General features: G+C 68.4%; 13 protein-coding genes. 5 read left to right on the top strand and 8 right to left on the bottom strand.

Going from position 1 to position 22,353, the window contains the following annotated elements; translation table 11 throughout:
- Window positions 1-18: 18 nt before the first annotated feature.
- Both GXY15_08130 and GXY15_08125 read right to left on the bottom strand, forming a co-directional pair.
- Window positions 19-1,026 (bottom strand): Gfo/Idh/MocA family oxidoreductase, encoded by a 1,008-nt coding sequence (locus GXY15_08130; GenBank protein ID NLV41183.1) that lies wholly within the window; start codon window positions 1,024-1,026, stop codon window positions 19-21.
- Window positions 1,026-2,789 carry a hypothetical protein gene (locus tag GXY15_08125; protein NLV41182.1) on the bottom strand — a complete coding sequence of 588 codons (1,764 nt, stop codon included), beginning with the start codon at window positions 2,787-2,789 and terminating at the stop codon, window positions 1,026-1,028. Before GXY15_08125 ends, GXY15_08130 begins: the two co-directional genes overlap by 1 nt.
- A 165-nt stretch (window positions 2,790-2,954) precedes the next feature.
- Here GXY15_08125 and GXY15_08120 point away from each other — a divergent pair, with 165 nt between their 5' ends.
- On the top strand, window positions 2,955-3,335 hold the full coding sequence (locus GXY15_08120; protein ID NLV41181.1) for an exosortase system-associated protein, TIGR04073 family: 381 nt from the start codon (window positions 2,955-2,957) through the stop codon (window positions 3,333-3,335).
- Between the two features lie 186 nt (window positions 3,336-3,521).
- On the opposite strand, the gene GXY15_08115 is transcribed toward GXY15_08120, so the two are convergent.
- The 3 genes from GXY15_08115 to GXY15_08105 all read right to left on the bottom strand — a co-directional run bounded on the left by GXY15_08115 (window position 3,522) and on the right by GXY15_08105 (window position 6,221).
- Window positions 3,522-4,214 carry a hypothetical protein gene (locus tag GXY15_08115; GenBank protein ID NLV41180.1) on the bottom strand — a complete coding sequence of 231 codons (693 nt, stop codon included), beginning with the start codon at window positions 4,212-4,214 and terminating at the stop codon, window positions 3,522-3,524.
- Between the two features lie 5 nt (window positions 4,215-4,219).
- Window positions 4,220-5,026: a 1-acyl-sn-glycerol-3-phosphate acyltransferase gene (locus GXY15_08110; GenBank protein ID NLV41179.1), complete on the bottom strand. Its 807-nt coding sequence runs from the start codon at window positions 5,024-5,026 to the stop codon at window positions 4,220-4,222.
- A 178-nt stretch (window positions 5,027-5,204) separates the two neighbouring features.
- The gene (locus GXY15_08105; GenBank protein ID NLV41178.1) at window positions 5,205-6,221 is read right to left on the bottom strand and encodes a DUF1559 domain-containing protein; all 1,017 of its coding nucleotides are present in this window, start codon (window positions 6,219-6,221) and stop codon (window positions 5,205-5,207) included.
- Between the two features lie 600 nt (window positions 6,222-6,821).
- Here GXY15_08105 and GXY15_08100 point away from each other — a divergent pair.
- The 4 genes from GXY15_08100 (at window position 6,822) to GXY15_08085 (ending at window position 14,347) form a co-directional block, all read left to right on the top strand.
- Complete coding sequence (locus GXY15_08100; protein ID NLV41177.1) at window positions 6,822-7,895, top strand: LacI family transcriptional regulator; 1,074 nt, start codon at window positions 6,822-6,824, stop codon at window positions 7,893-7,895.
- 171 nt (window positions 7,896-8,066) lie between these two features.
- Window positions 8,067-9,479 carry a DUF4832 domain-containing protein gene (locus GXY15_08095; protein NLV41176.1) on the top strand — a complete coding sequence of 471 codons (1,413 nt, stop codon included), beginning with the start codon at window positions 8,067-8,069 and terminating at the stop codon, window positions 9,477-9,479.
- 581 nt (window positions 9,480-10,060) lie between these two features.
- Window positions 10,061-12,397, top strand: a complete 2,337-nt coding sequence (locus GXY15_08090) for a hypothetical protein (GenBank protein NLV41175.1) — start codon at window positions 10,061-10,063, stop codon at window positions 12,395-12,397.
- 276 nt (window positions 12,398-12,673) lie between these two features.
- On the top strand, window positions 12,674-14,347 hold the full coding sequence (locus GXY15_08085) for a hypothetical protein (protein ID NLV41174.1): 1,674 nt from the start codon (window positions 12,674-12,676) through the stop codon (window positions 14,345-14,347).
- A 55-nt stretch (window positions 14,348-14,402) separates the two neighbouring features.
- Here the strand turns inward: GXY15_08085 and GXY15_08080 are convergent, their stop codons facing one another.
- The 3 genes from GXY15_08080 to GXY15_08070 all read right to left on the bottom strand — a co-directional run bounded on the left by GXY15_08080 (window position 14,403) and on the right by GXY15_08070 (window position 22,287).
- Window positions 14,403-16,835, bottom strand: coding sequence for a hypothetical protein (locus GXY15_08080; GenBank protein NLV41173.1), 2,433 nt, complete (start codon window positions 16,833-16,835; stop codon window positions 14,403-14,405).
- 220 nt (window positions 16,836-17,055) lie between these two features.
- The gene (locus tag GXY15_08075; protein ID NLV41172.1) at window positions 17,056-18,498 is read right to left on the bottom strand and encodes an arabinose isomerase; all 1,443 of its coding nucleotides are present in this window, start codon (window positions 18,496-18,498) and stop codon (window positions 17,056-17,058) included.
- 174 nt (window positions 18,499-18,672) lie between these two features.
- Window positions 18,673-22,287 carry a hypothetical protein gene (locus GXY15_08070; GenBank protein NLV41171.1) on the bottom strand — a complete coding sequence of 1,205 codons (3,615 nt, stop codon included), beginning with the start codon at window positions 22,285-22,287 and terminating at the stop codon, window positions 18,673-18,675.
- Window positions 22,288-22,353: the final 66 nt, after the last annotated feature.

The raw sequence follows: 22,353 nt of genomic DNA, 5'->3' as shown, positions 1-22,353 counted from the left end.
CTCCGGCGTGTCCGCGCCTCAGGCAAGCTCCACGAGGCGGCCGTTTTCGCGCAGCGAGGCGTCCGTCGCCTCCAGCAGGCGCACCATGCGCAGGCCCGCCTGCCCGTCGTTGAAGGGGCGCTCCCGGCTCTCCAGGCAGCGCGCCATGTAGTCAATCTCCGCGTAGAGGGCCTCGACGCCGGGGACCACCGGGGCGTGCATGGCCCCGTGGCGCGGGGTGGCGAGAATCTGGTACATGCCCTCCTTCGTCTCCACCTCCATCCCCTTGTCGTAGACCTTGATCCGCTCCTCCATGTTCAGGTCGTCCCACAGCAGCATCTTCTTCGATCCGCCCAGGATCGTGCGCCGCACCTTCACGGGGGAGAGCCAGTTCACATGGAAGTGGGCCATGAGGTTGTTGTCGTAGTGGACGATGACGTAGGCCACATCCTCCAGCCCCGTGTTGAAATGGCCCGAGCCGTGGGCGCTGAGGGCGCGGGCCTTCGGCCCGAGCAGGTGGTCCATGATCGAGAAGTCGTGGGGTGCCAGGTCCCAGATCACGTTGATGTCGTGCTGGAAGATGCCCAGGTTGATGCGCACCGAGTCGTAGTAGTAGATGTCGCCCAGCTCCCCGGCGTCCACCAGCTCCTTCATCTTCATCACCGTGCCGGTGAACAGGAAGGTGTGGTCCACCATGAGCAGCAGTCCGCGCGACTCCGCGAGGTCCACCAGCTCGGCGGCCTGGGCGCTGTTGGAGGTCATGGGCTTCTCCACCCAGACATGCTTGCCGTGGAGCAGCGCGTCCCTGGCCAGGTCAAAGTGGGTGAAGACCGGCGTGGCGACGACGACGACGTCAATGTCGTCCGCCCGGGTGATCCGGGCGGGGTCGTCCACCACGTCCACGGCGGGGTAGGACTTCTCCACGAGCTTCCGCCGTTTTTCCAGCATGTCCGCCACGCGCACCAGGGTACACCCGGCGTGCATGTTGAAGTTTCGGGCGAGGTTGGGGCCCCAGTACCCGTAGCCGATGAGTCCGACGCGCAGCATCATTTTCCTTTCCGTTTGTCCGCGGCCTCGAAGGCCTCCATCCAGGCGCGGAACCTGGGCAGGCCGTCGTGTTTCAGGTAGGCGTAGGCGGCGGACAGCATGAACGCCAGCAGGGTAACCAGCAGCACGCGCCCCTTCTTCCCGAGGAGCCCCCGGTCCTCGGTCGCGTAGGTCTCCAACGTCATCCGGTTCAGGCCGACGGGCCGGTCCTCCTGCCCCTCAGCGCCCGAGGCCACGCCCAGTGCGGCCAGGGTCTGGCGCTCCGTGCGGGCGATGTCGTTGAAGATGGAGGACGCCTGGGACTCGAGGGTCTTCAGGCGGATCTGCGCCACCGTGTGCTCCGCCAGACTCCGCTGCAGGTCGGCGACTTCCGCCTTCGCCGCCTCGATCTGGCGCTCCGTTTCGGCCAGTTCGGCCTCCAGACTCCTGGCCTCCAGCGTCCGCTCCCGCTCCTCCTGGATGAGGAAGGTCTTTTCGTCCGTGCGCAGGTTCGAGTAAAGCTTCTCCGCGATGTCCAGATCGTTCGACAGCCGGGCCTGTGTCATCTTGTGCTCGGCGAAGAGCGCCTTGAGCGCCTCGTGCCGGGTTTTCGCGGCTTCGAGCTGCCCGGCGATGACCGACATCTCCGCCTGTTTCTGGGCGAGGGTGGCCACCGCCTCGTTCTCCTCCTTCTTCAGCTCCTGGTGGGCCGTGTTGATCTCCTGCGAGACCATCACCTTGCCCTGGAGCTCGGCCAGGGTCTTCGGGTTCTCCGCCCCCGAAATCCACCAGGCCGTCTCCGAGGGGGCGCGGCCCAGCTCCAGCAGGAGCGGCTCCTTCTCGAGGGCCCCGCGCACCTTTGCCAGACGCTCCTCCATGCCTTTGATTTCGCGCGTCAGGTCAAGCTGCTGCGTTTCCAGCGAGTGCACCAGGTCAAGCTCCCGCCCCATCTGCAGGGCGAGGGCGTCCAGGTTGTTCTCGCCCAGCTCCCGGGCCGTTTCGGCGCGCAGGGTGTCCGCCTCCCCCGCATACTGGCCGCTCTGCGTTTCGAGCCGCGCGGTGAGGTCCCCGGCGATCTCCTCCAGGCGTTTCCGCGCGATCTCCAGCTTGCGCCGCCCCTCGTTGCGGCTGTGCTCCAGTTCGTTCAGCAGGTCCACCCGGTTGCTCAGGGTGCGCTGGAGCACGTCGGTGTTCCACTGGGCCTGCTCCTCCGCCTGGAGCTTCCACACCGCCTCCACCTCCTTCTCGTACTCCTCCTTGTGCCGGGTGAGCATCAGGGCGGGCGCGCTCAGGCGCACGGACGAGGCGCGCTGGGCCACCTCGGTGGCCGTCTCCGCCCAGGTGTTCACGATGGCCACCGCCTGTTCCGCCGTCTCCCCGCGTGCGGAGACGCGGATCAGGGGGGAGTAGTTCACCGGCCGGCTGGTCTCGTCCACGATTTCCGTCTTCACGGAAAGCAGGGCGGAGAAGTCCTCGATGGCCGGGGGGCCGTCCGCCCCGAAGGCGCCGTCCTTCTCCAGCCGCTCAATGGTTCTGCCCAGCACCGCCGCGCTCGTGAGCATGTGCTCGTAGGCCTTCGGGCTGAGGGGCTGGGGCACCAGCGCGACGGCGTCGCCGCCCGCGGCCAGGCCGCTGACCATGAGCATCTGTTCGGCGGCGAACTGCGGCGGGAACAGCAGCTCCCTGCCGACGGCGGCCAGCGCGGCCAGCGCGGTGGCGCCGAGGATCCAGGGGGCCCTGCGCCACAGCGTGCGGAGCGCGCTTCGGTAGGCTTCGTTCTTCATGGGCACCTCCCGGGTGTTGGGGCCGTGCGGCCCGCGGCGGGGGGGCGTTTTCACGTTCCCCGGGGGCCGGTTATAAACTATTGACAACCGAACCGCCCTATGATACACTGAACGCGTGTCAGGATGAAACCCGGGGCGTTTGAACCCTTCTGGAGGGTGTGCGCTGTGAATCTGAAACGAGTGAGCACGCTGGTCATCGTGGCGGCCCTGCTGGCCGCGGTCTTCGCGTCGGTTGCGCCGGTCCAGGCCCAGTCCTATGATCCGGACGTGGACCTGCCGAAGCCGACGGGGCTGGAGAAGTCCCTGACCAAGTTCGGCCGCGGCCTGTCGAACATCATGTTCGGCTGGGCCGAGATTCCGATGACCTTCGACAAGAACCTCAAGAAGGGCAAGCCCCTCGGCTACCTCGTGGGTGTCGCCCCCGTGCTCGGCACCGCGCGCGCCGTCATGCGCACGGGCACCGGCGTGTTCGAGTCGGTCAGTTTCCCCTTCTCCGACAAGAGCGTGAACTACGAGGCCGTCCTCGAGCCCGAGTACATCTTCTAATTCCGAAAGGCATGTCGCGCCCGCAGCCCCCCGGTGGGGGGATGCGGGCGTTTTCTTTTCTGTCCGCAGGTTGCGCAGATGAGCGCAGATTCGGGGAGGGGAAGGGAAGAATCTGACGCAAAGGCGCGAAGGCGCAAAGGAAGACAGGGAGCCTCCACGTTGCGCCTTCGCGTTAGTAACCCGGCGTCAGCCCTTCGCTGCGCGGGGCGGCAGGGCCTCCAGCGCGCCGCGGAGCGCGGCGATCCAAACCGTGTAGCCCTTGTCGCTCAGGTGCACGCCGTCCCCCGTGTGATATTCCGGCGCGAGGCTGCCGTCCGCGTCCAGCAGCGTGTCAAACACGTCCACCACCCGGCAGTCGCCCCGCTCCGCGCACAGCGCGGCGAGGCCGGCGTTCAGCTCGCGGATGCGCGCGTTGACGCCCCGGATGTCCTCTTTCATCCGCTCGTCCAGCGGCAGCACGGCGCTGAAGAGCAGGGGCGCGCGCCCCGCGACGGCGTCGGCGATCTTCCGGTAGTTCTCCAGGAGGGCCGCGTTGTCACGCCGCCACAGGTCGTTCACCCCGATGGCCACCACCACCGCCCGCGCCCGGTCCATGGACCGGTATGCCGGCAGCCGCTGGAGCACGCCAACGGTCGTGTCGCTGCCGATGCCGTAGTTCACGCCGCGCTCGCACACCGCCGCAACGCACAGCCCCTGGGTGATGCTGTCGCCGACAAACAGCACCGCGCCCCCGGGCACGCTGCCGTCCATGTACCCGTGGTAATTCATCATGCGGGTGTAGTGTTCCGTGATCTCGGGGGACGGGTCCGCCGCCGGGGCGGCGAGGGCGGCCAGGGCGGCGCAAAGCAGCAGCGCGGCCGCACGGCGGGGAATTTTCATGGCGGTCAGGCCTCCTGGGGTTGCGGGGCCGTTTCCGGCTCCGGTTCGGGCGCGCCCTCCATCGGGCGGTAGTGGGCGCGGACCGCATCGCGCAGCAGGGGGGCCAGCACCTTGCGGTCCGGGTCAAACAGGGGTTTCTCGCCGAAGTGGACGCGGATCGTCACCCCCTTCAGGCGCAGCAGCCGCTGGAGGTGGTAGAAGAACGACTCGGGCCGCCACCACAGCACCACGACCCCCGGCGGCGGGCACCCGGGGTCGGTCTCGTAGTTCAGCGTGGCGTAATGCACCGGCACGCCCCCCGCGCAGGCGGGCTCAATGAGCGCCGTCTTGAAGGGGTCCACGTCCACCCCCCGGCTCGTGTGGCTCTCGGGGAAGATCACCACCCCCTCGCCCGCCGCCATCGCCTGCGATATCAGCGCGTTCACCCGCACCGTGTCGCGGCGGCTCGCGCGGTCCACAAAGATGATCCGCAGCGACCGCGACACCGCGCCGATCACCGGCCAGTGCTGCACGTCCTCGCGGCTCACGAAGAGGCAGCCCGTCACATGGCACAGCGCCAGCATGTCCAGATAGGTCAGGTGGTTCGCCACCAGGAAGAAGGGGCGGCGCGGCGGCGTCCCGGTGGACACCACGCGGATGCCTCCCAGCCGCGCGAACAGCCGGGTCCACAACTGCAGCAGCGCCCGGCTGTGCCGCCGGTCCGCGGGCTCCGAAACCAGCGCCGCCGGCCACACCAGCAGCCGGATCAGGATCAGGGTGAGGCTCATCGCCAGCAGCGCCGGCGCCCGCACCAATAACCGCCACAAGGACATGAAACGCTCCCTCTCATGCGGGGACCACCCGCCCGGCCGTCCCCGCCCCGGGACAACAGTCTGCCACACCGCGCCCGCAAAACAAAAACAACGCGGGGCCCCCGTGAGGGGGCCCCGCTGAGGGACTTTCCGGCGGTGCGGGAGTCACGCCCCGCCGGCGCAGGATTGCGGGCTGGAATCAGGAACCCAGCAGGCCGATCAGCACGGCGATGGTGGGGATCACCGGCTGTGTGGCACCCTGGACGGCGGCCTCGGCGGCCGCGCCGTTCATGTCGTCAATGCCGGGCACGGGCGTGTAGCGGATGAACTCGACGTGGCCGTCCATGAACAGGACGTTGCAGCCGCCCGGAATGTGGTTGAACAGATAGCCGGAGGTGCCGGAGGACATGATGTCCATCATGACCCACAGCGTGCTCTGCGCCATGCTGGCCCCGCCGGGATTGTTGATGTCGGTAATCAGGAAGCGCTCAATACCCTCGCGCATGCGGTAGATCGTGTCGCCGCCGCCGTTGCCGCGGCCGAAGAACGGCACCGTCGTGGAGGCTTCAATGTCCTTGTCGGCGACTGTGGGGGGATACTGACCCCCCATGACCGTCGGATAGAGGAACCCCATAAGCACGGAAGCCATCTGGGTGGGAAGGGCGTTTGGCAGGGTCTGGCCGGGCTCCAATGCCGCACCGAGCAGCGCGAAGTCGCTGGAATTTGACTGCCACTTGAGATTGTCCATGACCCATCCGAAGTAGGCGTAACTGGAGTCAATCACCTGCGGGTCAAAGGCGAAGCGGGGCTGACCGATGAGCGTCGGACTCGCACCGTCCAAGTTGTCCGCACTGAAGACCAGGTCCGCCTGATGCTCACTTAACTGGGCGTCGGAGGGGCAGAGGATGATGTTGGGGTCCGTCAGGTATTCCGGGTACAGCGCCGCAACCGATGGTCCAACCGCAGCCTTGTCCACTTCCAAGGTGCCGCCGTAAGACGTCCGGTCTCGAATGGTCTGCAGCGGGGGGAAGGCGCCCTTGGCCTCGTTGTTGTACATCTTGTAGACCAGGCCCCACTGCTTGAGGTTGTTCTGGCACGAGGAGCGGCGGGCGGCCTCGCGGGCGCGCGCCAGGGCCGGCAGCAGGATGGCCGCCAGGATGCCGATGATGGCGATAACCACCAGCAGCTCGATGAGGGTGAAACCGCGTCTCTTCATGGTAGGAATCCTTTCCATTTGCTTCCTTGCAGGCTGTTCGCCGGTCCACTCGTCCGGCCAACCGCCCCTCAGAGTAACCGATGTCTCTATGAAGTGTACCCCAAAACAGAAGCCTTGTCAAGAACTTTTCTCAATAGTGGTGCGGTTCAAAACGCTTCCCAACGCCGCCTTGCTCTCGTGAGCACGGTCGCCGCATCGGCCGCTGGGCAGCCGCGCAGCAAGAAAGCGCCTCGGCGGGGGGGAATCAAGTCGGGAAACGGCGTTTTCAGGAGGGATGGTAGGCATGGGAAGAATGGGACGACTGCCGAGGCGGGGGAGCTTCTGGGGCGGATGTTCCCATCCTTCCCCTGCTTCTCATACCTCCATCCCACCCATCCGCGGGTTCAGGTCGCCGCCAGCCCTTTGCCCCCCTCCTCTGCGCGATTCGGTCCGGCTTGCGTGATTCAGGGGGGGGATGTTAGACTTTCATTGGCAACCGGTTACCCTGCCTTGTGCGCGGGGGGGCATCGGGGGCGGGTGTGCGCAGGGGCCGTCTTCCCGTGGGGGGAGGGCGGCCAGGGTGGCAAGGGTCGTCATCGGCCCAGCGAAAGGAGGCGAGAGGTGTCACAACAGCCGGGTCACTGGACCATACATGACATAGCGCGCGAGCTGGCCGTGTCGGCAAAGACGGTGAGCCGGGTGCTTAACCGGCAGTCGGGGGTGGGCGCGGAGACGCGCCGGCGGATTGAGGAGCTGATGGAGAAGGTGGGCTACCAGCCGCACATCGGGGCGCGGTCGCTGCGGGGCCACCACAACGCGTGCCTGGGCATTACCCTGCCGGCGCCGGTGGGCGAGGTTCCGCTGAGCCAGGAGTTTCTGTTCTGGCTGTTCAACTACCTCTACCAGATATTCGGCACGCGGGGGGAGTATGTCGCCTTCGACCTGAACCCGCGCGGCGCGGGGGAGGCCCAGGACTACGCCCGGGGCGTGTGGCAGCAGCTTTTCAAGGCGCTGATCATCGCGGGGCCCCTGCGCCCGGCGGACACGGTGCTGCGCCGCCTCCACGATTCGGGGACGCCGTATGTGGTGATCGGACGGCTGGACAGCCTGCCGGAGGCGAGCTGCGCCGCCGTGGACTACGAGGAGGGCGCCTACCGCAGCACGCGGTATCTGCTGGACCGGGGCCACCGCCGCATCGCCATGCTCAAGGCCTTTTCGGGGTTTCAGCCCGGCATCGAGCGGATGCGGGGCTACCGGCGGGCGCTCGAGGAGGCCGGCATCGCCTTCGAGCAGGACCTCGTGATTCCCGTCTCCTTCGACGCGCAGCGGATCATCGGGGCGGTGCACCGGCTGCTGGCGGACCGCACCGTGACCGGGCTGATTGACTCCAGCGGCACGGAGGACGGCGCCAGCCTGCGCGAGGGCGCGCGCCGGGCCTGCCGGGACTGCGGGAAGGATTTCGACCTCGTGGCATGGACCTACGTGAACAACGCGGCGGTCCTGCCCGAGGCGGCGGCCCATGTCTGGCTGCCCGTGCGCGAAGCCGCCGCCCAGGGCATTGTGGACCTGTTCTCCTGGATGACCGGAGACCGGACCTCCCCCGTGCGGGTGCTCTATCCGCCCGTGCTGGACGAGCGCCGCTTCGCCGTGGAGGTGCCCAAGCCCCGCCGCCTTTTCGACATGCAGGCCGGCTGACCCGCGGCCGCCAATCCGGCGGTCCGGAAAGGCCCGGGTCACCGGGCGCACTTCTTTCAGCCCCGGAGACGCCGCCCTTTCCCAGCCTCCCATTCGCCCCCCCTTCCGGCAGCGCAGCCTTTCTTTGGGCCGGGATATTCTTTATCATGGGGAGAACCATGGAGAGCCCGCATGAACCGCTTTTTCGCCCCAGCCCTTGCGATGCTTCTTTCTATTCCGGTCCTGGCCGCGCCGGAGGAGGTGGCCGTGCGCCCGCCGGACACCGGCGCCGCGCTGGTGAACCCCATGATGGGATGGACCCTGTATTACTACTCCAACGTCCCGACGAACTACGGGAGCAAGCTGGCGTCCACGGACACGGTGGACGACTTTCCCGGCCTGTCGAGCGTCTACTTCCGCCTGCCCTGGGCCTACATCGAGCCGCAGGAGGGCGTCTTCGACTGGTCCATCGTGGACGGCCCGGCCCAGCGCTGGATTGACAAGGGGCTCCAGATCGTCCTGTGCTTCTCCTCCGCCGAGTCCTGGCTGCGCTACGCCACGCCGGAATGGGTGAAGGACGCGGGCGCGAAGGGCCACTTCTGCACCGGCGGGAAGGGGATTGACCCGGACGGGAACCTCTGGGAGCCGGACTACAACGACCCGGTCTTCCTGGAGAAGGTGGAGCGTTTCGTCGCCGCCTTGGCGGCCCGCTACGACGGCAACCCGAACGTCGCCTTTGTGGATGTGGGCAGTTTCGGGGTCTGGGGCGAGGGCCACACCTTCCACACGTCGCAGATCACCTACCCGGCGGAGGTGGTGAAGAAGCACATGGACATCTACGCGCGGCACTTCACGAAGACACTGCTCGCCGCCAACGACGACTACAGTTTCCAGGGCGACGAGACCATCGCCCACGCGCGGGAGAAGGGCATGACCCTGCGCGACAACAGCATCCTGGTGCAGCCGCCGCCGCGCTCGTACTACCACGCGGACATGGCGGCGGACTTCTGGCCGCGCCTGCCGGTCATCCTCGAGCACGAGCACTGGAAATCCAGCCAGGAACGGGGCGCCTGGCTGCCCGAGGTCTTCCTGCGCGCCGTCGAGGAGTACCACACCAGCTACATGAGCATCCACTGGTTCCCCCGCGAGTTTCTCGAGGGCGAGCGGAAGCTGATTGACCAGACCAACCTGCGGCTGGGCTACCGCCTCCAGCTCCGCGAGGCCCGCTGGCCGCAAAGCGTCCGCCTGGACGAGCGCGTGTCCTTCACGTCCACGTGGGCCAACGCGGGCGTCGCCCCGTGCTATCCCGGCGGCTTCCCCGCCTACATTCTCAAGGACGCCCAGGGCGGCATCGCCGCCGTCTTCGTGGACGAGTCCTTCGACGCGCGGACCCTGGAGGTCGCCGCGCCCGGCGCCGCCCCCGAACGCGCCGCATCCTCCAGCCACGGCTTCGCCCTCAACCTGCCCGCCGGGGAGTATGACGTCTTCGTGTCCGTCGGCCGGCGCGACGGCACCCCGGTGATCGCCCTGCCCCTCGCGGACACGGACGGCCACCGGCGCTACAAACTCGGAAAGATCACGGTGGCCCCCAAGGCGCAGCCGTGAGGGCGGGGTTCTGTCCAAAGTGCCCTTGATCGCCGGATTGGACACTGCAGGAGCCGGGGTCGCCCCGTGAACGAGATTGCTTCGCTACGCTCGCAATGACGCGAAAACACACGTCATTGCGAGCGCAGCGAAGCAATCTCGTTCACGCCAACGCTCCGGCGAACGGGGCAGTTTCTTGCCGGAACGGCTCAGGTTCGTCCCATCTACTGGGTGAGCGGGAATGCGTTCCGCTGACGCATTCAGCGTGGATCCACAAGCCCCGATGTCATTCATGTGTGTCAACGGGCATTTCTCATCCGGCGATTGGAAAGTGCGAGAAATCTTAACTGGACGGCAAACACATCCTACAATGCCGTCAACATCTGTTCCCCGCTGGACCAGCCGTAAGGCCTCCGGCGGGGTTATTCTTTTGCAGTGGAGTTAATAGCAACCCTCATTGCGTTTCCATCCCTGCACGCCTTCTCCCCTCTTCCCGGCGGAGTGGGTTCCGGGCCGGCGCATCCTCTACAATGACGGGGTGACGGCGGCGGGCCGCCTTGTCCGGCCCCCGGCACGAAACCAACCGGATAGAGGGCGTCTCCATGAACATCTTTCGTGTGGAACGGAATCTGCAGGCCCTGGGCGCGGTCACGGCGGGGCTCCTGCTCCTGCTGTCGCAGGAGGTTTTCGCCGCCCCGCCGAAACTGCCGGTGCAGCCCTTCGGCCCGGGCGAGGTGCGGCTGCTCGACGGGCCGTTCCGCCATGCGCAGGATCTGGGCGCGGCGTATCTCCTGTCGCTGGAGCCGGACCGGCTGCTGGCGGGGTTCCGGAAAGAGGCGGGGCTTCCGGAAAAGGCGGAGGCCTACGGCGGATGGGAGCGGCAGGGCGTGGCCGGGCACAGCGCGGGGCATTACCTGTCCGCGTGCGCCTTTATGGCAAAGGCTGCGGGGGACGCGCGGTTCTGCGAGCGCGCCGCATACATGGTGGACGGGCTGGCCGCGTGCCAGCAGGCGAACGGCAACGGGTACGTCGCGGCGATTCCGGGCGGCAAGGAGGTGTTTGAAAAGGTCGCCCGCGGCGAGATTGCCTCGCAGGGCTTCGACCTCAACGGCTCCTGGGTGCCCTGGTACACCCTGCACAAGCTCTTCGCGGGCCTGCGCGACACCTACCGGCTCTGCGGCAACGAAAAGGCGCTGGCCGTCGCGCGCGGACTGGCGGACTTCTCCATCGAAACCACCAAGAACCTGTCGGAGGAGCAGTGGCAGACCATGCTCGCCTGCGAGCATGGCGGCATAAACGAGGTGCTGGCCGACCTGGCCGCCGACACGGGCGAGGCGAAGTACCTCGACCTGGCGAAGAAGTTCTACCACCGCGCCGTGCTCGACCCGCTGGCCGAAGGCCGCGACGAGTTGCAGGGGAAACACGCGAACACGCAGTTCCCCAAGGTCATCGGCTGCGAGCGCATCCACGAACTCACGGGGGAGGCGCCCTTCGGGGCCATCCCGCCCTTCTTCTGGAACACCGTCACGCATGACCACACCTACGCCGTCGGCGGAAACAGCAATGACGAGCATTTCGGCGAGCCGGGAAAACTCAACGACCGTCTTGGCGCAAACACCTGCGAGACCTGCAACACCTACAACATGGTCAAGCTCACGGGCCTGCTGTTCCGGCGCGGCGCGCGCGCGGAGCTGGCGGACTACGCGGAGCGCGCCCTGTGGAACCACCTCCTCGCCTCGCAAAACCCCGACGACGGCATGGTCCTCTATTACCTCACCCTGAAACCGGGCGGACAGAAGACTTTCATGACGCCCTTTGACAGCTTCACCTGCTGCTCCGGCACGGGCATGGAAAACCACGCCCGGCACGGCGTCCATCTCTACGCCCGCGACGCGGAGGGGGTGTATGTGAACCAGTTCATCGCCTCCGAGTTGGACTGGGCGGAGAAAGGGGTCCGCCTCCGCCTTGACACGGAGCTGCCGAAGTCCGGCGCGGTCCGCATCACCATCGGCGCGGCGGCCCCCGTGACAACATCCCTCCGCATCCGGCACCCCCACTGGGCGCCCGGGCCGCTGGCCTTCGCCGTGAACGGGACGGAAACGCTGGTGTCCCCCGGCCCGGGGGGCTACGCGGACCTGCGCCGGGAGTGGGAGGACGGCGATGTGGTGACCTTCGAACTGCCGCTGGCCCTGCGCACGGAGTCCATGCCGGACAACCCGAACCGGGTCGCGGTGTTCCACGGCCCCGTGGTGCTGGCGGCGGATTTGGGCACGGAGGCGGAGAACCGCGAACTGCCCGTGCTGGTCACAGACGGCCGCCCCGTCTCCGACTGGCTGAAGCCCGTGGCCGGGGAGACGCTGACCTTCCGCACCGAAGGCGCCGGACGGCCCGAAGACCTGACGCTCACACCGTTTCACAGCTTCCACGGGCGACGGCACACGGTGTACCTCGACCTGTACACGGAGGACGAATGGCGCGCCGAGGAAACCCGGAGGCGGGCGGAGGAGGCGCGCCTGCACGACATCGAGGAGCGCACCGTGGACAGGGTCCGGATCGGCGAGATGCAGCCTGAGCGCGACCACAACCTGGAGGGGGACAACACCGGCGCCGGGGACTGGCAGGGCAGAAAGTGGCGGCACGCCACCGACGGCGGCTGGTTCGCCTTCGACCTCCAGACGGCACCGGACGCGTCCCAGGACCTCGTGGTCACCTACTGGGGAAGCGAGACGGGCGCGCGCACCTTCGACGTCCTCGTGGACGGACAGAAACTCGCCACCCAGACCCTGGACAACGACAAGCCCGGCGAATTCTTCGACACGGCCTACCCCCTGCCTGAAAAGCTGCTCAAGGGGAAGAAGAAGATCACGGTGCGGTTCCAGGCCCACCCCGGGAACTTCGCGGGCGGCATCTTCGACGCCAGGATCATGAGGAAGAAGTGAACCACCGATGAACGGGGGTTGAGTCTGGAGGGTGCTTCTCAGCTTGATCGGACCGATTTGACGGATCAGACCGATCGGTCTGATTCCTCAGGCATGCGCTGTGTGCTCATCGGTGGGTCCTTTTCTTCCCCTGTCCGGGGCGGCTATGCGAGAATGGCCGCTCTTGAAAGGGCCTGACACATGATCGTTCTCTCCCGCGTTTTTCGGTGCGTTGTTCTTGCCGCTTTGCTGTGTCCCACTGTGGGGGTGGAGACTCCTGCCGAGGCCGCTGACCTCATGGCCGACACATGGGAGGCGGTGGACGTGCTGGGGCGGGCGGCGGTGACCGCGCCGGAGGCCCCCGCGCCGCGCGCGGAGCGGTTTGTGGGCATGTTCTACTTCCTGTGGCAGGGCGCGCACGGGCAGTCGGGGCCGCACGACATCAGCAGGATCCTCGCGGCGCATCCGGAGGCGATGGCGGACGCCAGCCACCCCGCCTGGGGGCCCATGCACGCCTTCCACCACTGGGGCGAGCCGCTCTTCGGCTACTACCTCTCCGACGATCCCTGGGTCATCGGAAAGCACGCGCAGATGCTCGCGGACGCGCAGGTGGACGTCGTCATTTTTGACGTGACCAACCAGGAGACCTACCAGAAGAACTATCTGGCGCTGTGCGCGGTCTACGCCGACCTGCGCGCCGCCGGGGAGCGCACGCCGCAGATCGCGTTTCTCACGCCATTCTGGGATCCCCGGAAGGTGGTGGACACTCTCCACGCCGACCTCTACGGGCCGGGCCTTCACCGCGACCTCTGGTTCCTGTGGGACGGCAAGCCGCTGATTCTGGCCGACCCGGCGAAGGTGGACGACTCCGTGAAGGACTTCTTCACCTTCCGCAAACCGGAGCCGTCCTATTTCACCGGACCCAGCGGCCCGGACCAGTGGGGCTGGCTGGAGGTCCACCCGCAGCATGTGTTTCCCAACCGCGCGGGCGGGAAGGAGCAGATGACCGTCGGCGTCGCGCAGAACGCCGTGAACGGGCGCCTCGGCGCGCTGTCGGAGAAGGGCGCGCTGGGCCGCAGTTTCCACGGCGGCGCCTGGGACACGCGCCCTGACGCGGCGTGGCACGGGTTCAACTTCGCGGAGCAGTGGTCGCGCGCGCTGGCGGAGGACCCGAAGTTTGTCTTCGTCACCGGATGGAACGAGTGGATCGCCATGCGCTTTGACGAGTTCGCGGGCGTGCGCGAGCCCGTCATGTTCGTGGACCAGTTCAACCACGAGAACAGCCGCGACATCGAGCCCATGCGCGGCGGACACACGGACGCCTACTACCACCAGCTCGTGGACCGCGTCCGGCGGTACAAGGGGGCGCGCCCCCAGCCCGCCGCCGGGCCGCGCGTGTCCATTGCCCCGGACGACGGCGCGGCGCAATGGGACGCCGTGACGCCCGTCTACCGCAACCATGCGGGCCTGCCGCCGCGCGACCATCCCGGCTGGGGAAGCGCCGGGCGGTATGTGAACGCCACCCTGCGCAACAACATCGTGGAGTGCCGCGTGGCGCGCGACGACCGCTTTGTGTGGTTCCTGGCGCGGACCCGCGAAGCCCTCACCCCGCCCGCCGACGGCGTGTGGATGCGGCTGTTCCTCAACCTGGACCGCCGCGCCGACACGGGCTGGGAGGGCTTTGACCTGCTGGTCAACCGCGCGCGGGACGGCGCGGAGGCGACGGTGGAACGCTGCGCGGGCGGCTGGAGCTGGACACCCGCCGGCACGGCGCGGTGGACCGTTGACGGCGCCCGCCTGACCCTCGCGGTGCCGAGGGAGGCGCTGGGGCTCAAACCCGGCGACCGTCTCGACTTCGGCTTCAAGTGGGCCGACAACACACAGGCCGACGGCGACATTCTGGAATTCACCCTCCACGGCGACGCCGCGCCCCCGGGCCGGTTCATGTACCGGTTTCACGCGACAGAGTAGAGAAAACACAGGCCTGTCAGACTGGTCCGACCCGTCCGACCTGTCCGACCGGTGCCTACTTTTCCCCGGCCCAGGGGACGACCAGCCCCAGGGCCTCGGGCGTCTCGGGGATCCAGTAGAGCTCGAAGCGCATCCAGCCGTTCGCGCCGGGCTGGTCGTCGAGATAGACCTTGGCCTGATGGCCGTTTTCCGGCGAGGGCTGCTCCAGCACGAAGGGGTGCATGGGCCGCGACTCAATGTCCCTGGGCACGAGGGTGCCGGGGCTTTCGGGCAGGGGAAAGTGGATGTCGCCCACCTGCACATGCGCGCCGTCCCAGCGGATGTTGACGACCTGGTAGCCGTCCCCCTTCAGGACCAGCATGTCCTGCCCGTCCACCAGAACCTCGAAGCGGGCGAACAGTCTCGCCTTGTCCTTCTGCGCCTCCAGCACCTCCCGGTAGCGGCGCTGCTGGTCCGCGATGAGCGCCTCGATCTCCCGCCGGTTGGGGACGCGCGCGAGGCGCTCCCGCGCCGCCTCCGTGTCCTTCAGCGCGTCCTCGGCGTTTCGCTGCAGGGCGTTCACGCCGAACAGGTCGAATTTGAACCCGGGGGTGGCCTGGAAGTCGGCCTTCGCCGTGGTGAGGCATTCCAGCGCCTCCGCCAGCGTGGCGTGGTGTTCCGGCGACGGGGCGTCCATCTGGTCGAAATAGGCGAACATGACCTTCACATAGCCGATGTTCGTGCGGATCAGGTTGCGCGTCATGGCGAGGCGGATGCCCAACTCCTCCGCCAGCGCGGGGTCGGCGATTTTGCCGCGCGCGTCCGCATACCGCGCGGTCATGTCGTCCGCCGTCTCCAGCCCCTGCGCCAGGGCGCGCAGGGTCGGCCCGCGCCACGGCACGCAGCGCAGGTAGACCCGCCGCAGGAAGGCGAGATGCTCCTTGCCGCCGTCAATGGCGGGGTAGCCGTCGGCGGGAAACGTGCCCACGCGCATGTGCAGGAACGAGTTGAACTGGCCGTAGGAGATGGGCTCGATGTGGAGGCCGTACTGGTGGGCCGTCGGGGTGAGCAGGAGAATCCGAGCCATGTCCTCCGCCGCCGCCGCGCCGAAGTGGATGGCGCAGAAGTCCCGCGCGATGTCGTCCATGGAATCGTTGGGATCCCACATGAGCCGGTAGAGGATGTAGCTGTGCGCGCCCGTGGTGCCCCAGTCGTCGGTGCCCGCGCCCGCGAGGGCGGCCATGCCGCGGACATTGCTGTTCTCCGGCGCGAGAAAGGTCTGGAGGCCGCGCTGGAAGTACTCGCCGGAGAAGGTGGGGAACATGCGCGTCGCCCCGCCCTCGTGGTAGTTCATCGTCTCGAAGAGCACGACGGTCTCGTGCGGCGTCAGGTTGAACGTGGCGTTGTACGGCTGGTGCCACCACCGGTCGCCCCGGGTGATCTTCGGCATGGCGTAGAAGTGGTCCACGGGCATGTCGGCGTTGAAGACCGCCTTGTACACCTCCGGCTGGCAGTGGATCTCATGCTCGCGCAGGCCCCAGGTGAAGTGGAAGTAGGTCTTGCCGAACTCCCCGGCCACCACCTCGTGCACCTTCCGCACGAAGGTGTTGAACCGCTTCGTGTACGACCAGTCGCACTCCGGGGCGTCCCGCGTCACGTCGAAGGGCTGGTACGCGTCCCAGAACCCCGAAATGTCGTCGTTGCACAGCTCGACCCCGTCCAGCTCCGGCATCGCCGTGAGGAGCATGCGGAACTTCTCCTGGAGCGCGTCCCAGAACTTCGGGTCGCAGGGCGAGAGCGCCGCGCCGGCCGCCTCCAGCAGCGAGGGATGGAACGTGAACTCGTTGGCGAAGCTGAAGTACTTCATGTGCAGCGAGTGCGCATACGCGATGAGCTCCCGGGCGGCTTCGCGGTTCTTCGCGTTCACCGACGCCTCGGGCTCCGAGTCCCACGGCACCAGGTCGAGGATCGGTGTTCCGGGAACCCAGTTGTAGCTGTACCGCAGGGCGAGGCGCATCCGCTCCGGCGAGGACCCCGCCCCGCCGCCGCGCCCCCACGCGCCGCCCAGCCGCACGGGCACCGCGGGCGCGCGCGTGGCCGTGATGTCCGGCACCGCCCGCGCCACGCGCATGCGGTCCCACACCCAGTAGAGCCCGTACACGTCGCCGAGGACCGACCCGCCCGCCACCGTCATGACCCGCCGCCCGTCCGCCGTCACGGTGCGGATGGCGAAGCCATCGGGGTTCTCCGGGGGCTGCGGGGCTTCGAGGTCCGCCGCGAGGCGGTTGCGCGCGGCGGTTCCCACCACCAGCAGGTTGCCCTCGCCGAAGGCCTCGTCGGACACGGCCTCGAAGACGATGCCGAAGTTCTTGCCGTAGACCGTCAGGTCCTCCACGGCCACCCGGACCGCCTCGTCGGCCCGGTGTTCCGCACCGAGGACAATCTGCCACGATTCGGCGGCAGCGGTGAACGGGGACAGGGCCAGGACGGCAAGCAACAGTATGCGCATGGCAATCACCTTTCCGCAGTGTAAACCCTCTCGGTCCCCCTGGAAGGGGGGGCGAGTCCTCGCGGGCACGAGATTGCTTCGCTTCGCTCGCAATGACCGCGAAAACACACGTCATTGCGAGCGAAGCGAAGCAATCTCATGCCCGCCAACGCCCCAGAATCCGAAACGTCGCCCGGCCGCGGAGACGCGCCCACGAAAAACCTCTGCCGCATCGGCGCGCCTAGCAGACCCGCACGCACTCGATCTTCCACAGGGAGGCGAGCTTTTCCAGCGTGTCCGCCACGTGGCCGATCCCGATGGCGCAGTGGTGGGCGGGCCCGGCGGCGGACCACGCGTTCACGAAGTTTTTCGCGCCGATGGGGAAACGGTAGCGGCTGTTGGTGTTGCCGATGTGGAGGATCGGCCCGGGCACGGACTCGCCCTCGGCGACGAGGAGCTTCAGGCGGCCCGCGCCGTCCTGCACCACGCTGAGCAGGGTCACGGGGCCGTTCTTCACCTTCATCTCGATGGAGAGGCCCTGCCCCGGCTTGCCGTGGTAGATGGGCAGGGGCACCAGCTTCACCGGGCCGTCGGCGATGGCCATGTGGCCGGGTCCGTCGTGGCCCAGCAGCACCACGTCGTCCGCGAAGTCCATGAGGTAGAACTCCGAGAACGAGCCCCCCGCGCCGAGGAGGTCCAGAATCTTCATCGCCTGGACGTTCTTCACCTCGCACTCGCCCGCCACGGGCACCCCGTGCGCCGTGAGCAGCGAGTTCCCCGCGATGACCGACGTCACGATGTTCTCGTACTCGTTGCCCGGCGCGCCCTCGTAGTAGTAGGCCATCGCGCCGAGGCCGTGGCGCGCCGCCAGCGCGTCCAGGGCGCACGAGGTCTTCGCCGCGCGCGCCAGCTCCGCGGCGGAGCACTCCGGCGCCACCTCGAACTCGCCGCGGAACTGCGCCAGCTTGGCCGCCACCTCCGCGTCCGTCACCGCGTCGCGCAGCTCCCGCAGCCGGCACATCTCCAGCAGCTCGAAGTGGCACCCGAACACCGCCGCCTGCTGCGTCATGTCGCTGTACACGTCCAGCATGCCGCAGTAGTAGTGGCCGAGCACGCCCACCCGGTTCTCCCGCATGCCGTTGGCCGCCCGCGCCGCGTCCAGCCACGCGCCGATCTCGCGCCACGCCTCCGGGTCGTCCAGCGTGCCCGTGACCAGGTGGTAGTCAATCCCCGCGCGGTTGAAGACGCAGGCGATCTCGGGCGCCGAGCAGGCCTGGCAGTTTGCCAGCCACTCGCCCGTCATGAGGCCCCGGTCGCCCAGGGCGTTGAACGCCGCGTAGTCCAGCGCCGCCGAGGGCTGGAGGTTCAGCACCACCACCGGCACCCCCGCCCGCTGCACCACCGGCAGCACCGTCGAGCTCAGGGCGTAGGTTGAGATGTAGAGGAAGAGGATGTCCGCCTCCTCCCGGCGGAACAGCGACGCCGCCTCCCGCGCCTTCGGCACGCTGTCCACCAGCCCGGCGTCCACCACCTCCGCGCCCGCCGCCGCCAGCCGGCCGTGGATGCGTTCCAGATAGCCGCAGAGCCGGTCATGCAGCCCCGGGAACTGGGGCCAGTACGTGTCCAGTCCAATGCCAAACAGGCCGACGCGGACGGTCTTCACAGCGGGGGCCTCACGGGTCATGGCGAAGTCTCCTTTGGGGTTAGGCACGAACCCGCAGGGTACCACGAAACTGCCCCGCCCCGGCAAGGCGGGGATGCCGGTCCATATCGTCCATGGCGTCCATATCGTCCATGAGGGTCCGTGCGGGTCAGCGCATGGACGGTATGGACTCCATGGACGCCATGGACAAGGGCACTACCGCCCGCCGTCCCCGCTTCTTGCCAGGCGCTCGGTCTCGCCGGGACGTTCGAGGCGGTTCTTGTAGTCGGGCCAGAGTGGGCAGTTGAGGTCTATCCAGGTCTTGATGCGCAGGGTCTCGTCGGGGGTGAGCTGGATCTTCTGGTGGCCCGCGTTGAGCTTCTCCCACAGGCGGCTCTTGAGCGTGCCGAGGGTGAGGGGCTCCATTTTCTCGCAGCCGCCGGAGTTCCAGCCCATGTCGGCGTAGTGGACCAGCCCCTTCTCGATGAGCGTGCGGTAGGACGCCGGGATCTTGTCGGCGTCGAGGACCCCGGTGTAGTCGAGGCCCTTTGGGTGCTCCGGGTTGTGGCAGGACACGCAGTGCCTGTCGAGCACGGGCTGGACCACCTCCTCGTAGGAGAAGGGTTTTCCTTCCCAGTCGGCGACGGTCAGAGCCCGGGGTGCCTGGGCCAGGAGCCGCCGGTGCTGGACCGGGGCCTGCTGGCGGCTTTCGTGGCAGCCCACGCAGCCGCGCGTCTCGCCGGGCTGGAGCTGCACCACGCTGCGCATGCGCTGCAGCTCGTTGTAGTTTTCGTCTAGCGCGGAGAAGTAGAGCACCTTCCCCGCCGGGGCGGTGAAGCGGGCGGAGCCGTCGGGCTCCACGGGCACGATGCCGTGGGACGCCTTGGCCACATAGGTCGGCCAGCCGTGGGGGCCGGACACTTTGTGCACCGGTGTGGCGTACCAGTCCTGGAACTCCGGGTGGTCGGCGCGGTAGGTGCCGTCGGGCATCTGGTCGAGCGTGGCGCGCACCTCCTCGGCCACGCGCAGGTACTTCACCGCGCCGCGCGGCACGGCGGCGCCGAGGCCCGCGTACACGTCCTGCATGATGAACTCGCCGGTCTCCGGGGCGGCGTCCTCGACGGGCTTGCCGCCGTCGAGGACGGGCGGTTTGGGCCGCGCCGCGAACGGCGTCGGGCACATGCTGGAAATCGCGGGGTCGAAATGCAGCGCCTCGCGGTTGCCGTACCGGTCGAGCAGGTAGAGCCCGAAGGTTTTCCGGGGGGCGTGGGCGCAGAGGAAGTAGTCGCGCGCCACGGGGTGCGCCTCTCGGAAGCACTCGTTGTCGGGCCACATGCCGGGCCAGGGCACCTCGGGCGTGAGGCTGGTGATGGCGTCGCGGGTGAAGCGCCCCCGCCCCGTGTCCACGAGGGCGATGGGGCCGTTCAGGTCGCCGAAATGCGAGATGAGGGTGCAGGAGAACTCCTTGGTGCCGGGGACCTGCCGCCCGTTCGCGTAGCCGTTCGGCTGGATGATGGTGTTGCCGAAGACCAGCTCCGGGCAGGTGCCGTCGGGGCGCACGGCCCACAGGGTGTGGCCGAAGTCCGCGCCCTTGTCCTGGTACTCCGACCGCGTCCAGATGATCCGCCCGTCGTCCATGACCGACGTCGCCCACTCCGTGAGGTTGGCGAAGGACAGGGGCGTGAACTCGGATCCGTCGGGCTTCATGCGGAAGAGCACGGAGGCCTGGGGACGCCAGCAGATGAACCGCGCCGTGCAGCGCGTGCTGATGACGGCCAGGTCGCCGTCGGGCAGGGGGCAGGGCCACAGGTCGTGGAAGGGGCCGTCCGTGAGCTGTTTCAGATCCGAGCCGTCGGGGGCCATGGACATGACGTGGTAGTACCCCTTCTCCTCCGGGCGGTAGGAGAAGTAGACGCGCGACGCGTCGAAGTCCGCCATGGGGTTCCGCGCGATGCCGCCGCCCGACGCGAACAGCTCCGTCACCCGCGCCTGGTCCGGCGCCCAGCGGCCGCCGTCGCGGGGGATGTCGAGCAGGCAGACGCCGCCGCCGGGCCGGTAGGCCGAGTCGAAGTAGTCGCTGTAGTTGTGCGACGGCTCGAAGGCGTTGCGCTTGACGAAGAGCAGGCGGCCGATGCCGGTGATTTCGGGGTCGCGCAGCAGCAGGGCGCGCTTGGCGGTGCGCGCCTCGAAGAAGGCGGCGCGCAGCGCGGCGGCGTCGGGCCGCCCCTTCGCCGTGAGTTTCGCGCGGCGTCTGGCGAACGCGTCCCACTGCGCGCGCTCCGCCTTCACATCCAGCCCCCGCGCCTCGAAGCGGTCCAGCATGTCGCCGAACAGCGCCAGCGTGCGTGCCAGCGGGTCGTAGCGGAACAGGCGCAGGACGTGCTCCCGGTCCTCCGCATCGCGCACGGTGAGGGTTGCCTCGGGGCCGATGGGGCCGTCGGCGGCGGCCACCTCCAGCACCTCGGACGCGCCGGGGCGCAGGGCAAGTGTCTTCTCTCCTTCCCCGTCGTCAGCCCGCAGCGTCACCATTTCCCCGCCCGGCGCGGCCGTCAGCCGCACCCGGAACCCGCCGCCGCCGGGGGACTCCTCCGCGAGGGCGAAGGGCGCAAAGGCCAGCAGCACGGGCCGCCCGTCGGCGGGGGTGTGGCGCCCCCCCATGCCGAGGCCCACGCGCAGCCCTTTCTCGCGGCATTCGGGGAACCACGCCAGCGGCAGGCGCAGGGAGAACTCCGTCAGGTCCCTGTTGAACCGCCCCTCCACGGGCTGCTCCTTTGGCGGATCCCCCTCCGAAAAGTCGCGGAAGACCAGCCGGTTCCCCTTCACGGCGACCACGCCGCAGGCGCCGTTGTCCGGCGTGGACAGCACCGCCACATGGGCGCTCAGGAGACGGTCCACCCGCAGGGCGAGGCACAGCGTGCCGCCGTGGCATCCCGCCCGCAGCGCATGCTCCACCAGCGGCCCCCGGTCGAAGTCATAGGGGTGCGCCACACGGGCCACGGCCCGCGACGCCCCGCGCCATGCCGCGCCGTCCGGCGGCGCGTCCAGCGGCGGGGCCGCCGCCAGCTCCGGCAGGGGCACCGCGTCGTCCCCCCGGTGGCGGGGGTAGTCCTTCACCCGGCCGTTGTACGGCACGAGGCGCGGGTCGAGGTCCGCGCGGCCGTACGTCTTCAGCCAGGCGTGCTCCTCCGCCAGAAAGGCGTAGTGCGGAGGGTCCAGCGCCGTGTCGTCGGTGGAGGCGGGATGCGCGGCCTTCGGCGGCGGGGGAGGGGAGGGGATGCCCGGCGCGCCGCCCTGCGACCGCAGCCGCACCGGCCCGGCCTCCGCCGTCACCGACGCCGCCGTGGTCCACGTCTCGCCGTCCGGCGACAGCAGCACCTCGAAGGCCGTCGGCACGCGGTCGGCGAAATCCCGCAGGCGGTCCCGCGAGAAGACCACCCGCGCCACTTCGGCGGGCGCCGCCAGCCGGATCTGCGCCCACTGCCCCGGCCCGTCGCCGCCGATCCAGCTCTTGTCGTTGCCGTAGGCCCCGTCGTTCAGGTGTTCAACCGCGTGCTGCGGATACCCCGAAAGGCACGCCGACGCCGACGCTTCCGCCCCCGGCTGCGCCGCGAGATTGACCTTCTTGTCCGGGCCGTAGACCTCCAGCTCGTCCAGGCACGCCGCGCCGACGCTGCTCTGGTGGATGACAAAGCGGACAAACTGCGCCGTCTGCGGCTCGAATGAGATGCGGTTGGGCCGGTCGGCGTAGACCTTGGCCGGTTCCGCCGTTCCGGCGGCGCAGGCGCAGAGGCACACAACGATCACGCAGCGAAAAGTCATGGCAGGGCGCATAGTGAACGGCTCCTGAATCCGTGTACCTCCCATTGTAGGGAAAACGGGCAGAACCGTCAACGAAAA

It is taken from the genome of Candidatus Hydrogenedentota bacterium (assembly GCA_012730045.1).
GTDB lineage: Bacteria > Hydrogenedentota > Hydrogenedentia > Hydrogenedentales > CAITNO01 > JAAYBR01.
This window is presented reverse-complemented; position numbering and strand designations above follow the sequence as displayed.

Bases quoted from the DNA above. Each gene is read 5' to 3' on its own strand.
- GXY15_08080 (NLV41173.1), bottom strand. From the start codon at position 16,835: ATGCGCATACTGTTGCTTGCCGTCCTGGCCCTGTCCCCGTTCACCGCT.
- GXY15_08130 (NLV41183.1), bottom strand. From the start codon at position 1,026: ATGCTGCGCGTCGGACTCATCGGCTACGGGTACTGGGGCCCCAACCTC.
- GXY15_08085 (NLV41174.1), top strand. From the start codon at position 12,674: ATGGCCGACACATGGGAGGCGGTGGACGTGCTGGGGCGGGCGGCGGTG.
- GXY15_08105 (NLV41178.1), bottom strand. From the start codon at position 6,221: ATGAAGAGACGCGGTTTCACCCTCATCGAGCTGCTGGTGGTTATCGCC.
- GXY15_08090 (NLV41175.1), top strand. From the start codon at position 10,061: ATGAACATCTTTCGTGTGGAACGGAATCTGCAGGCCCTGGGCGCGGTC.
- GXY15_08125 (NLV41182.1), bottom strand. From the start codon at position 2,789: ATGAAGAACGAAGCCTACCGAAGCGCGCTCCGCACGCTGTGGCGCAGG.
- GXY15_08070 (NLV41171.1), bottom strand. From the start codon at position 22,287: ATGCGCCCTGCCATGACTTTTCGCTGCGTGATCGTTGTGTGCCTCTGC.
- GXY15_08095 (NLV41176.1), top strand. From the start codon at position 8,067: ATGAACCGCTTTTTCGCCCCAGCCCTTGCGATGCTTCTTTCTATTCCG.
- GXY15_08115 (NLV41180.1), bottom strand. From the start codon at position 4,214: ATGAAAATTCCCCGCCGTGCGGCCGCGCTGCTGCTTTGCGCCGCCCTG.
- GXY15_08110 (NLV41179.1), bottom strand. From the start codon at position 5,026: ATGTCCTTGTGGCGGTTATTGGTGCGGGCGCCGGCGCTGCTGGCGATG.
- GXY15_08075 (NLV41172.1), bottom strand. From the start codon at position 18,498: ATGACCCGTGAGGCCCCCGCTGTGAAGACCGTCCGCGTCGGCCTGTTT.